Genomic DNA, 12,045 nt, shown 5'->3' with positions numbered 1-12,045 from the left:
TCAGCGGCGGGCTGCGGGGCGGGCCGGTGCGGGGAGTCGGGCTCCGGGAACCGTGCTGGTCGACCAGCGGCGAACGCTGGATGGACGTGCGGTCGGGGGTGTGCGGAAGCGTGCGAGGTCGAGGGGCGTGGGTGCAGGAGGGTTCGGCGGCACCACGGGTGTGAGCTGGGCGTGCCCCTTGGTCATCTGGGACAGTTCGCCCTGCCATCGCAGTACGGGCGCGGGGTTGACGACTGCGGTGGCGGTTGCGGCGATCAGGTCCACCGGGGTGCGGCTGCTGAAGACGGCGTACCAGGAGGAGTAGGAGCGTTCTGGCCCGCCCCACATTCCCCAGCGCGTGTCGTTGGTCACCAGCTCGCGTTCCTGGTCGAGAGGGCCGTGGTCGTACCAGGCGCCGGCGAGTCCGTCCGGGGAGGCCAGTTGCGTGCGGCCGGACGCGATGTGGGTTGCCCAACCCGCTTTCAGTAGCGGATCGAAGGCCCGTAGGACACCGCCGCCGGTACCGTGCAGGTCCGAGCCGTCGTCCCTTTGGTACGCGGCAACGAGCTGGCTGGTGAAGGCGGTGACGAATTCGGTGGGCGCCTTGTCGTTGAATGCAGCGGCCCACCGTGGTGCCCCGAAGTGGTGCTCGTAGGCGCTGATCTTCCACAAGGCGTCGTCGTCGCCCTCCGGCATGTAGCCGATCCGAACTCGCTGGTCTGGGGCGGGGAGAAAGACGTTTCCGTGGTCGTCCCAGGTCGGTTTCCATCCCGCGTCGAGGGCAGGCTGGAGGCCGGGGTCGCCCTCGACGGTGGATCCGGCCAGATAACGGGGGCTTACGTAGTAGTCACCTGCGGGTTCGTCGGTATGAGTCATGGGGTTCTGGGTCATCGGTTTGGGCGGCTAGCTCAGCTCGTCGGCCGCGAGCGTAGTGATGGTGATGTGGGCTGCGGCCTCGGCCAGTCGCTGCTCGACCTTGGTGGCGTCGTAGCCGGTGACGACGAAGAGCCCGGCGCGCGCAAGGTCCACATCTCCATCCGGAGGCAGGACGATCTCGTCGCCGGGACCGCGAAGCCACTGGAGGCGCTCCAGCCACGGGGCGTTGTCAACGAACTGCTCGGCGGCGCCGCGGTGGATGAGGATGCCGGAGGCTTCCGGGCACAGCAGGGTGATTCCGGCGGCGCGGATGCGGTCGGGTTCCAGGTCAGGCGTGGTGCCGCAGGCAAGATCGGCGGCGGCGCGGGGCAGGTCGATCCCGGTGGCGAGGCGGACCAGGTGGCCGATGAGGTCGCCGCCGATCCTGCCGTTGACCTCGATGATGCGCGGACCGGTGGCGGTCAGGCGCATTTCCACGTGCTGGACGCCGTGGTCGATACCGAGGGCCCGGATGGCCGCGGCTGCGATCGGCGCGACCTGGTCGAGGAGCGGATCGGCCGCGTCCACGGTGTGGCCGGTCTCCTCGAAGTACGGGGCGAAGCCGAGTTGCTGGCGGGTGACGGCCACGGCGGTGGTGGAGCCGTTCTGGGTGACGCATTCGACGCTGATCTCCGGGCCGTCAAGGTACTCCTCGACCAGGACCTCGTTGTTCTCACCGCCGCGCATGGCCGCGCCGGTGGTAGCGAAGGCCAGGGCGCGTGGGAGTTCCTCGACCGCGTCGACCCGGACGACGCCGACGCTGCCGGCCTGACCGGCGGGCTTGAGAACGACGGGGTATCCGATCCGTTCCGCAACGAGTGCGGCCTCCAGCAAGCTGGCTACCTGGACGGATCGGGCGGATGGAACCCCGTGTCGGTCCAGCAGCGCGCGCGTGGCGTGCTTATCCCGGCAGTTGTGCATCACCGCGACCGGGTTGGACTTCATACCGAGCGCCTCGGCAAGGCGAGCGGTGGCGACCAGTAGGACTTCGTTCCAGGTCAGAACACCGGCGATGGTGTGGCGGCCGGCCAGTGCCTGTCCAGCAGCGAGGAGGGCATCCGGGTCGTGCGGGTCGGCGACCTCGTGGTCGATGACGTGAGGTTCTTCCCAGGTGATCGGGCCTGAGGTGATGACGACGACGTCGTACGCCGAAGCGACCTGCTCCAGGCAGTAGCCGCGGTAAACGGAATCCCCGGGGGCGACCACGAGGAGGACAGGGGCCTGGTGGGTCAAGTACAGCTCCAAAGAGGGTGGGGTGCAGGAGCGGTTCAGCGGTGCGCGGCGCGCTTGCTGGAAACTGCGGCAGCAGACGACGCGGCCTGCACAGTGAGCGGGGGCACAACGACGGGACTTGCTGCTGGCGAGTGGGCCACCTGTCGGACGAGCGCCTTGGCAAGCTCGACGGAGTCGATGCCCGCCTCTTCGGCCTGCATCCCCAGCAATGCTTCGACGCGGTCTTCGGGGAGGGCCGGATGGTTCTCCGTGTACATCACCGTCCACTCCTCCTTGCAGGAGATCGCGAACGAGGCGAGGTACATGACGGTTGTCCGCTCTGCGTTGGCTTCCGGCGGCGGGACGTACAGCTCGACGCCGTTGTCCGTCATGGTCTGGAATCCGAGCCGTTCGAGCACGGTGACTGCCTGGGGAAGATCGCCGAGCAGGGCAATCCAGAGCGGTCGGTCATGACCGGGCGTGTGCCCGTACAGGATGTCGACGCTGGTGGGGTCGTTGATGACGTGTCCTTGGGATAGAGGGCGAGATGAAGGCGAACGGGGTGGTCAGGCTGCCTGCGCATACGCGGCCCGGGTGGCCAGTGCGGGATCGCGCCGCATCTGCCAGAACGCGGCGGCCAGGCCGATGGCCTGCAGTGCGGCGCAGACGGTGAGGACTTGGCCGAGCAGGTTCGCCGGGGTCAGTGCGACGAGCAGGCCGGCCACCGGGAAGGGCAGCAGCATGATGAGGATCGTGACGGCGAGGGTGCTGCCGAAGACGGCTTCGGGAATGAGCTTCGAGCGCAGTGTGCGCATCACGACGGTCATGCCTCCCTCGCCGGCCATGAGGACTGCGACCAGGACGAGTAGCTGTACGTAGGCGTCGGCCTGGGCGACGGCGAATCCGGCTGCCGCGGCGATGGCCGCGCAGACCGCGCCGACGGGCCAGAGTCCGGCGCGGTCGATGGCGAAGCGGCAGATGGCGACGGCCAGCAGGGAGGCTGCCGCGGCGGCGGACCAGATCAGTCCGACCGAGGCGCTGGTGTGGCCCATCTGCTGCACGATCAGGACAGGGGCCGCGGCCTGGAGGGTCCCCGTCGCGATGTTGGAGACGGTCAGTCCGGTGATCAGCCAGGCCAGGGCCGGGAGCGAGCGCAGGGTGGCCCAGCCGACCCGGAGACCCTGCATGGGCGAGGCGGAGACCTCAACAGTGCGGTGCAGGCGGTCGCGCGGGGCAAGGAAGGCGGCCAGCAGCGAGAGTCCGGCGATCGTGAGGAGCATGCCAGTGCGGCCCGCGTACTGCAGGAGCAGGCCGCCGGCGGCAGGGCCGGTCAGGTTCGCGGTGTTGTCGATGCCGAGGAGGACCGACTGGACCTTGTGCTCACCTTCACCGGCCTTGCGCCCGGCGAGTGCCCCCGCAGTTTCAGCGGCCACGTAGCTGTACTCGGTCAGTACGCCGGTCACCGCGGCCAGAGCCATCACCGCGATCGTGGCGGGCAGGCCGTCGCCGACCAGGGTGAGCGCCGCGACGGCGGCCACCAGCACCAGGGCCCGGAGGGTGGCGGCCATCCGGAAGACTCGCGTACAGCCCCACCGGTCGACGGCCGCGCCGGCCCAGGAGAACGCGGCAAGCCTGGGAACCCACTCCAGGGTGAAGGCGATGCCGGTCAAGGCGGCGGATCCCGTGGTGGCCAGGACCAGCAGAGGGATGGCGTACGTGGCCATGCTGAAGGAGACGGCATCCGCACAGCGAGGCAGGTAGATACGGCGCACGATGCCGATATTGGGGATACGGGCGTGGCGGCCACCGACGGCTCTGCGACGAGTCATGATCACTTTCAGCGGGAATGCGGCGTCCGGTCAGCGGCGTCCGGGGCGGTCAGCGGGCAGGAAGTGGCCCGCGATGCGAGGCGGGGAGACGCGCGCCGAGTCGCCTATCGGGGGAGGCGCGGTGTGTGCGTGGAGCTGGCCTGGGCCGACGGAAGGGCCGGGCCGGCGATGCGGTGAAGCTCTGTGGTCGGCCTGCCCGGGCGGCGGCTCGCAGCGGCCAGGACGACCTGCGGGTGCGCAGCTGCCCAGTCGGTGAGGGCGGCCAGTGCTTGGCGTAGCCCTTCTCCGGCCGCGGTAAGGATGTATCGGCCGTCGGGACTCGTGCTGATGAGACCGGCGTGAAACGCACGCCGTGCCCCATAGCCGTTCGGCGTGGTCGACGGCGATCTGAGCAGGTTCACCGTGGGACGGTCGCGCAGCAGGACAAGCGTCGCTTCGACCCTGGTGACGAAGCCGGTCTGCGGAGCGGGATAGTCATGCCGGCGTGCCCAGCGGGACAGAGCCTCGTAGACGTCGCCCAGGTCCCGTCCGGCCTCTGTGAGCCCCAGGGGGCTGTCGTCGTCACGGCGACCCCGCACCTGGAGCAGTCCACGCTGGCGAAGGCTGCGCATTCCGTGCTGCAGGCTGTCTTCCGGGATGTCGGGGAAGGTGGCCTGGGCGGCTCGCCGCGGGATGGGCCCGTTGTCGTCGAGCTCGCTGATGATGCGCGTTGTCCACCGCAGGCTCAGCATGGCGGCGGCACTCACCGCATCGGCGGTCGGCTGGGGTGTGCTCATCGGGCCCGGCCCCCCATCGAGGAGCTGGCCACAGCGGAGCGCACGGGCTGGGCGTGGGAGAACAAGTTTCCCGACCGCACGGTCGTGGACGGAGCGCCTGCTGCGGGGTGGGACCGGTTGGCAGCCCACCGTCCGTCGGGCAGTTCCGCGGAGGAGACGGCCCGTTCGGCCCAGAGAGGGTGCTTGGTGTCGGCTCGGCGGCCGGCAGCCCAGGCCGAAAGCGACCGGAAAACCGGGGCGAGCTCGGTCCCCTGGGCGGAGAGCTGGTAGTCGCTGTGGCCGAGCCGTTCGACGAGTCCGTCGGCGACGAGCTGGCGCAGGGGCGAGTACAGCAGGGCGGCGTTCCCTCCCGGCAGCACCATGGTGGCCAGGTCCCGACCGGATGCTCGTCCCTCCGAGCGCAGCGCCCACAGCAGCGGGGTGGCGTGCTTGGGCGTGATGAGGGTCAGGACGTCTTCGGCGTTCTGGGCCGGGGGTATCCGCTCGACCTCCAGCTCGCCGGTCTGCCGGTTCGGCTTCGTCTCCTTGTCCAGGTGGCTGTCGCCGTAGGACGCGAGGGCTGCGATCACACTGGCGAGGGCCTGGCCGCGGGTCGAGAGACGGTAGTTGACGTGGCGTACGTGCTCCTGGCGGCGCTCGACGAGGCCGTCGGCGGTGAGACGGGCGAGGCGCGGGGCGAGCTGCCCGTCCTGGAGCATGCCCAGGCGGGGCTTGATCTCGGTGTAGCGCATGGGCTGGTCGCTGAGGGTCATCAGCGTCCATACCGTCCAACGCGGGTTGAGCATCTCCAGGGCTTCGCCGACCCGGGCGAGGTCGGCGGTAAGGGGGCGGGGCAGGCCGGTGGTGGGCAACGGAGGTCTCTCCTGGGGTGCGGGACTTCGGGACGGTGTCAGTGGGTACGCGCGGCCGGTGCGGTGCGTGCGGCCGGTGCGGTGCGTGCGGCGGGGGCGGGCACCGTGGTGGCAGGGGGCTCATTGCGGCGGAGTCCCTGCAGCGCGGCCGTGAGGGCCTTGGTGTGGGCGTCGCGGGCGGCGACGGACTGGCTCAGCCGCTGGGCGCAATCGAGGATGTGGCCGGCGGCGAAGGGGCCCACTTCTCGCTCTTCGACGGTGAACTGGCGCAGGCGGTCCAGTTGGAAGTCGATGTTCCGTTCGGCGAAGACGAGGTCGGCGTGGATGCCGAGGAGGGCTCCGAGCAGGGTTGTTGTGGGGGCCCCTTCGGTATGGCGCGCAAGGTCGGTCAGGGGCTGGCCGTAGAGGGATTCGATGCGGTGACGGAGTGCGTCGGATGTGGCGTGGGGCAGGTGATGTCCTTCACGGGTGACGGGTCGGCGCCGGGGCGGCAGCCTGGGCGGGCCGAACCGTGGGGGGCGGTGGCCGGCGGGGGTGCCGGTCGACTCCGGCTGCCGGCATGGAGGTGAGGACGTTGGTGAGCGCGGCCAGCAGTCCCACTCGGGCGTCGACAGCGGCCTCCAGCCATTGGGCGTCCATCCGCAGGTCGTCGGGGTTCAGCTCTCCGAGGTCCCGTTGCGGGGCGGTCGATTGGTGCACGCGGTCGCGGATCCGGGCGAGATGCTCCTCGGCTACGGCGAGGAAGGCCCGGAGTTCCATGACGCGGTACAAGGCGGGCTCTGCAAGACCTGATGTGGCGCGCTGGTGCAGGAGGCCGACCGGGTGCCCGAAGGCCGACTCGATCGCCTGATCCTGTGTGGTCGGTTTCAACGAGCCCGCCCCTGAACAGCCGTGCTGATCCTGCGCGGCTGCGCCGCCGCAACAGCGGGAGCCTGGATCCAGAACGAGGCCGCGGTGCTGCGCGGAGCGCCTCGCTCGGCCGCGTCTGCGATGACGGTGTCGAGCAGCGCCTTCAGGATGACGGCGGGGACATCGCGTTCCACAACTGCAGCGTTCACCCGGTGTGCAAGCTCCCACTGACGGGGGTTGAGCTGGCCGGGCTCGGCGCCGAGGGCTACGACGAGCTCGTCCTCGGCCTGGCGCAGCCTGTCCTGCGCGGCGGACAGCCGGCCGTACCAGCGGAGCGCTTCCCCAGCGCCGGGGCTGGAGTGCCCCTGGTTGTGGTCGCGTTCGAGGTCCGGCAGCGTCTGCTGGAACGTCGCTTCGATGCTCTGGGCGAAGAACTCCAGCACATCCTGCTCGCCGTCGGGCACAGAGGTCTCCTCTCGTACAAGGTGGGCGGGGTGGCTGCGCATCTGGTGCGCACAAGGCGAAGTGCTGCTTCCAGAATCCGGAGAATCCGTGAATTCCGAATTCACGGATCCGCTGATAGAAGACCTCGACTGCGTCCGGCCAATGCTGTGGAAGCGGAAGGTCAGCGGCGGCGGGGAGAAGCTGGGCCGGTGGTGGTGGGCGGCGCCGGAACCGCACGCTGGGGCAGATGCGTTGTGGGCTGCTTCTGCCGAACGCTGTCCGGGTCGTCGTGATACGACACGGCGGCGTCATAGGTGGTGAATCTGCCTTCGCGCAATGTGTGGCTGTACTTCGCGAGGTCTGCCTCTTCCACAAAGACCCGGAAAGGGTGCGGGTTCTTGCTGTCGAGGGCGCGAAGCAGGACCGTGATCCGGGGCCGGTCCGTGTCGTCGTTGGTGCAGCTGTCGATCAAGGCGAAGCAATCACCGTCACCGACAAGTCGGTCCTGTAGCGCAGTGGTCGCCTCGTCGGCGGGCGCGGTACCCATGCCCGGCGGCAGGCGGATCTCCTCGCGCGGGCAGCCTCGGGCCACGAGCCAGGACTGGGCCATGGCCGGCAGAGGCAGCGTGGCGTGCTCGAACGTGAAGGTTCTTGCGCCCGGATCTCGCGAGATGCGCAGGGCGATGATCTGCGGCTCGCCGGGGATGCCCCAGGTGGCGGTCTGGTCGTGCAGGACGTGGAAGCTGTGGCGGGCGTCGGCCGAGTGATGTTCGGCCAGCGCCGTCAGCATGTCCTCGTCGGCCACGATGCGGTGGTGGAAGTCTTCCTCGACCGTGCTGCTGGCCGCTCGGTAGCCGTCGAGCCGGAAATCGGCTTTGTGCGTGGAGGGTGACACTAAATCGGGCTCTCTCTCGGGGCAGTTATCGCAGCTGACGGCTCCTTCAGACTTCCGCCGCCGCGACGTAGGACGAACCGGTCGGTGCTGAGCGCTGTCCTCGGGAGCCCGCAAGTACGGCGCGGCCGACCTCGGTGATGAGGACGGGCTGGCCGGCGTGGAGTGGGGGCGAGGTATCGCGGACGACAAGTTCGGCTTGCTCGAGCCGCTCAAGGACGTACTGCGTGACCCTGGTGCCCGATTCCGTGGCGACGGACAGGCGTCCGGTCAGCAGGTGCTGGTGGAGCTTGGCACCGCGAGCGATGGCCAGCAGGGCGGCGTAATCCGGGGCGTCCAGATCGGGGAGTCCCTCAGGAGATGACCTCGGGGCGTCTCGTTCGACCGGCTCCAGGACTGCAACGGCCTCGGCGTGCAGGGTGTCCCGCACAGCCACAGCCTCCCTGATCTGGCCGACTACCCGGTCAACTCGGGTGAGCAGGGCGGCATCGAGTTCGAACTCGCCGCTGACCAGGCGCTGAAGGAGGGTCCGGTGGAAGGTGAGGTCGGTGTGCGCCTTGGCCAGGTCGCGGTGTGCCCGCACGAGGCCTGCGACCGGCTCGTTGAGCAGGCCGTGGTCGTAGTGCTCCCACAGTGCGTCCACCGTGGTCCCGGTCGCGGCTTCGATGCGGTCGTCAAGGCCGGTCAGGGCCTTGCGCGCGCCGAGCAGTGTGGCTGGGGGCATGGGAGTCCTCGTCTGGGGTGGGACGGGAGTGGCTGGTGATGTCGGACAGCGACATCCGGAGTTCGGTGTGGCTGCCGTCGTGCGATGCGGAAGCAGGCCCCAGGCGGCGGAGGAGGCCCAGGATGGGAGCGTTGGTCCGCTCGGTGTAGACGCTCAGGGTGTGGGCTCCGGCGGCCACGGCGTGCCGGGCGGCGAGGCGGATCAGCCCCGTGCCGATGCCGCGACGGTGGAGGTGGTCGGCAACTTGTACGCCGAGGTCGACGACGCCAGGGCTGTGGTGCAGCCGGCCGATGGAGACGAGGGCGATCACCCCGTCGCCGGGCGCACTCGCAATCCAGTTGTCCGAGGCACGCAGGAGACGCTCGAAGTCCGGTCTGTGAATTCGGAGCCGCCCCCACCTGCGGTGCATCGACTGCTCGCTGCACCGCAGAAGGAAGGCGTTGACCGTGTCCCAGTCTTCGGGACCAGCCCGGGCAACAGAGCCGGCGGCGAACGCGGCGCTCAGAGCGGCTGGCTGTGCAGGGCTCGCGCGAGAGCTCGACGCGAGTAGGCCTTGCGTCGGCGACCATCGGAAAGGTCCATGTTCCGCGGGTGGATGTCGTACGGGTCCAGCAGCTTCGCCAGGCGTACGGGGGTGATGTCGGCGTACTTCCAGCCCTTGCCCGCCACGCCCGGTACGCCCGTCAGCTCGCCGACCAGGTCCATGGAGGCCATGGCCTCCGGGTTGCCCCGTCGGCCGAACGCGTTGAGGCACTCGACTACGAGGCGCGAAGTGGTCGTAGCGTCGGCGGTCTCGGCTGCACCGCTGGAGCGGCTCGCCGTTTGGTCCGGGCAGCACCGGGATGGGGCTGCCTCGCCCGTCGGGGGCTCCGTGGTTCGGATCACGTCCAGCAGCTCAAAGAGCAGGGTTCGGCAGGCGCAGTCGGAGGAGCGTGGTGCCGGAGTGCCGAAACCGCGGGCGCACCCGAAGTACGGGCTGCTGGGGGCAGCCTCGCGAGGGACGGCACAGCAGGACGCCTGCTCGCACCGATCCTCGTTGAGGATGTCGAGGAGACCTTCGATGATGCCTTCGAGGAGTCCGTCAATGAAGCGGGTCAGGGGGTCGTGCTGGGAGGGGATGGTCAACGGGTGATGCCTCTCGTGGGCGGGACGATGGGAGCGGGCTGAGGAATGCCGGGCCGCGCCGCGGGTACGGTCACCGCGCGTCCGTCGTGCACGGTCGTGTGCGGGGAGCGGGAGCGGGCCGCGTGGGCGAGGGCGCTCAGGGGGCGGCGTTCCAGGCCGAGGCGAGTTGCGACGGTGTCGTACACGTCGTATCCGTCCCGTGGACGGACGGCCACGACGTAGACCTCGGTCGTGTGTGTGGCGTCGGCCGGGGCGGCGCGCAGGGCGTAGACCATCCGCCACTCGGCGCGGCGGTCGACATAGGTCTTCCGGAATCCGGCGAGGTCGCCGGTGAGTTTGTGGCCCTGGCGAACGCCGTTGACGGCGTCCTGAATGTGGGCCAGGGCCAGGTCCCTGATGTCGCTGGGAGCGGCCATGAGGTCGTTCAGGGCACGCGGGTCGAACGACAGCCCGTACTGGGGTGCGGTGTTCATTCCGGCTCGCCGGAGAAGGAACGTTCATCCCCTGCGGCCGGGTGGAGCGGTGCGTCAGGGCGCGGCAGAAGCCGGTGAGACCGCCGCTCGGGGTCGGTGGTGCACGCCGAAAGCGGACCGCCCGGGGCACGGACCGCCGCCACGGTGTGCGTGAGGAAGTCCCGGTGCCACACGGCGGGTCCGGACGGCCCGGCATCGGGGTCCATGTGCTGCTGCCAGGCCAGCCACAACGCGTGCAGCCAGCCCACCACGTCCAGGTGTTCCTGCCACTCGTAGCACCACGGCGTCGCGGTGGTGATCTCCGAGCCGTACACGCCGAGGAAGACCCGCTGCACCCAGTCGGTCAGGCCGTCCAGCTCGGTGTCGAAGTCCTCGCCGTCGAGGGTGAGGATGAAGCGGGGCTCCGGGGGCGGGGGCGGCATCATCGGCATGCTGGATCTGGCCGGCATCGCCGGGAACGCAACGAAGGGTGAAGCCGGCGTGGGGTCTGCGGCGAGGCTGTCGAGCAGCCGGGCCTGGTCGGCCGACTGTTCCATCAGCTTGCGGACCGAGGCCTCCAGGTCCTCCAGGTCGCCGTCGGTCATACGGATCGGCTCCAGCTGTCCCTCGTCGCGAGGGTCGATGGATTCGGTCAAGGGAAACTCCTTGAAGGCACACGGGGCGAATAGGGAAGGTGCGTTCAACGATGCGGAGAATCCGTGAATTCCGAATTCACGGAACAGCTGATAGAGGGGCCGACGGGCTGGCGCCGCTGCTGGTTGAGCACCAGCCCGTGGGCTGTCAGGCCGCCAGGGTGCAGTCGGTCTGCGTGAGGGTCTGGGTCAGCGTCTCGGTAAGCCGGTCGGCGGCGATCTTGCTGTACTCGGGGGTCTTCTCCACGCCGATGAAGGAGCGGCCCTCCAGGAGCGCGGCCACGCCGGTGGAGCCGGATCCGGTGCAGAAGTCGAGGACGGTGCCCTGCTCCGGGCAGATCTTCACCAGCTCGCGCATCACCGAGACGGGCTTCTGCGTGATGTGCTTGCGCTCCTTACCGGAGGGCTGTGAGGCGCTGTACAGGCCTGGCAGGTAGATGGCCCGGGAGTTGTCCATCGGCCCCTTGGACGCCCAGACGATGTATTCGCAGTCCTGGCGGAAGCGACCCTTCTGCGGCCTGGCCTGCGGCTTGTGCCAGGTCAGGATGCCGCGCCACAGCCATCCGGCGGCCTGGATCGCGTCGGTGGTCATCGGCAGCTGTCGCCAATCGGTGAAGATCAGCGCGGTGCCGGTGGGCTTCGTCAGGCGGTGGGCCTCGGTCATGATCTGCGTCAGCCAGAAGCCGTACGAGCGAGCATCCATGTTTTCGCCGGTGAAGTCCGGCAGGGTGTGGCCGGCGTCGTTGGAGGTGTACTTCTGCCGCGCCGTGCGCGTGGTCCTCTCCTTCGCTGTCCGGCCACCGCTGTTGTACGGCGGGTCGGTGATGACGGAGTCCACGCAGGCGTCGGGGAGAGTGGCGAGCACGCTGAGCGCGTCGCCCTCGTGGAGGGAAAAGGGCAAGGGGAAACCGTTTCGGTAGGTGACGGGGCCCCGAGCGGTATGCAGACACACCTCGGCCTCACACGGATTCGCAGAATCCGCGGGCAGCGGGGGACGTCGGGGATGCGCAAGAGCCTAGGCCACGATCCGGGAATCACCTCGGCGCAGATCACTATTTCGGCATTCCCGATTCCGGCCCTAGGGTTTTCGAAGACCCACCGGGAAGCCCGGACGGGCCATCCCCTCTCCTGCCGGAGATCCCTCATGCCCAACATCACCTGATACCTGCGCGGGCCAGCGTCGAGCAGCAACTCGGCGCACAACCATCCGCCGTTGCACACCTACCAGCCGGCCGACGGGCCTTTCCGTCGCACGCCAGTCCTGCGGCCGGCAATCACTTCAAGGACCCATCACCGTGGCACACCCATGCCTGAACCTCTTCCGCCCCCTGCGCTCCGGCGCTG

Annotated in this window: 16 protein-coding genes; all 16 read right to left on the bottom strand. The window is 69.4% G+C overall.

Annotated features, from left to right (window positions below; translation table 11 throughout):
* Nucleotides 1-855 (bottom strand): SPDY domain-containing protein, encoded by an 855-nt coding sequence (locus tag AC07A6_RS00860; protein WP_478775507.1) that lies wholly within the window; start codon nt 853-855, stop codon nt 1-3.
* A gap of 27 nt (nt 856-882) precedes the next feature.
* The gene (locus tag AC07A6_RS00855) at nt 883-2,127 is read right to left on the bottom strand and encodes an ATP-grasp domain-containing protein (protein WP_478775506.1); all 1,245 of its coding nucleotides are present in this window, start codon (nt 2,125-2,127) and stop codon (nt 883-885) included.
* A gap of 35 nt (nt 2,128-2,162) precedes the next feature.
* A complete protein-coding gene (locus AC07A6_RS00850; protein WP_478775505.1) occupies nt 2,163-2,525 on the bottom strand; it encodes a hypothetical protein in 363 nt (120 codons plus the stop codon).
* 147 nt (nt 2,526-2,672) lie between these two features.
* Nucleotides 2,673-3,935 carry an MFS transporter gene (locus AC07A6_RS00845; protein WP_478775504.1) on the bottom strand — a complete coding sequence of 421 codons (1,263 nt, stop codon included), beginning with the start codon at nt 3,933-3,935 and terminating at the stop codon, nt 2,673-2,675.
* A 104-nt stretch (nt 3,936-4,039) separates the two neighbouring features.
* Entirely contained in the window at nt 4,040-4,711 is a 672-nt protein-coding gene (locus AC07A6_RS00840) for a winged helix-turn-helix transcriptional regulator (protein WP_478775503.1), read from the bottom strand.
* Entirely contained in the window at nt 4,708-5,562 is an 855-nt protein-coding gene (locus AC07A6_RS00835) for a winged helix-turn-helix transcriptional regulator (protein WP_478775502.1), read from the bottom strand. The genes AC07A6_RS00840 and AC07A6_RS00835 overlap by 4 nt, the downstream gene beginning before the upstream one ends.
* Nucleotides 5,563-5,600: 38 nt before the next feature.
* The gene (locus AC07A6_RS00830) at nt 5,601-5,804 is read right to left on the bottom strand and encodes a hypothetical protein (protein WP_478775501.1); all 204 of its coding nucleotides are present in this window, start codon (nt 5,802-5,804) and stop codon (nt 5,601-5,603) included.
* A 220-nt stretch (nt 5,805-6,024) separates the two neighbouring features.
* Nucleotides 6,025-6,432 carry a hypothetical protein gene (locus AC07A6_RS00825; RefSeq protein ID WP_478775500.1) on the bottom strand — a complete coding sequence of 136 codons (408 nt, stop codon included), beginning with the start codon at nt 6,430-6,432 and terminating at the stop codon, nt 6,025-6,027.
* Nucleotides 6,429-6,875, bottom strand: a complete 447-nt coding sequence (locus AC07A6_RS00820; RefSeq protein ID WP_478775499.1) for a hypothetical protein — start codon at nt 6,873-6,875, stop codon at nt 6,429-6,431. The genes AC07A6_RS00825 and AC07A6_RS00820 overlap by 4 nt, the downstream gene beginning before the upstream one ends.
* A 161-nt stretch (nt 6,876-7,036) precedes the next feature.
* Nucleotides 7,037-7,750 (bottom strand): hypothetical protein, encoded by a 714-nt coding sequence (locus AC07A6_RS00815; RefSeq protein ID WP_478775498.1) that lies wholly within the window; start codon nt 7,748-7,750, stop codon nt 7,037-7,039.
* A gap of 46 nt (nt 7,751-7,796) precedes the next feature.
* Complete coding sequence (locus AC07A6_RS00810) at nt 7,797-8,471, bottom strand: hypothetical protein (RefSeq protein WP_478775497.1); 675 nt, start codon at nt 8,469-8,471, stop codon at nt 7,797-7,799.
* On the bottom strand, nt 8,422-8,880 hold the full coding sequence (locus AC07A6_RS00805) for a GNAT family N-acetyltransferase (protein WP_478775496.1): 459 nt from the start codon (nt 8,878-8,880) through the stop codon (nt 8,422-8,424). The genes AC07A6_RS00810 and AC07A6_RS00805 overlap by 50 nt, the downstream gene beginning before the upstream one ends.
* A gap of 92 nt (nt 8,881-8,972) precedes the next feature.
* Nucleotides 8,973-9,596, bottom strand: a complete 624-nt coding sequence (locus AC07A6_RS00800) for a DUF3631 domain-containing protein (protein ID WP_478775495.1) — start codon at nt 9,594-9,596, stop codon at nt 8,973-8,975.
* Complete coding sequence (locus AC07A6_RS00795) at nt 9,593-10,069, bottom strand: hypothetical protein (protein WP_478775494.1); 477 nt, start codon at nt 10,067-10,069, stop codon at nt 9,593-9,595. Before AC07A6_RS00795 ends, AC07A6_RS00800 begins: the two co-directional genes overlap by 4 nt.
* Nucleotides 10,066-10,704 carry a DUF4913 domain-containing protein gene (locus tag AC07A6_RS00790; RefSeq protein WP_478775493.1) on the bottom strand — a complete coding sequence of 213 codons (639 nt, stop codon included), beginning with the start codon at nt 10,702-10,704 and terminating at the stop codon, nt 10,066-10,068. The genes AC07A6_RS00795 and AC07A6_RS00790 overlap by 4 nt, the downstream gene beginning before the upstream one ends.
* A gap of 145 nt (nt 10,705-10,849) precedes the next feature.
* Nucleotides 10,850-11,602 carry a DNA-methyltransferase gene (locus AC07A6_RS00785; protein ID WP_478775492.1) on the bottom strand — a complete coding sequence of 251 codons (753 nt, stop codon included), beginning with the start codon at nt 11,600-11,602 and terminating at the stop codon, nt 10,850-10,852.
* Nucleotides 11,603-12,045: the final 443 nt, after the last annotated feature.

The organism is Streptomyces sp. NPDC044002 (genome assembly GCF_056434525.1).
This window is presented reverse-complemented; position numbering and strand designations above follow the sequence as displayed.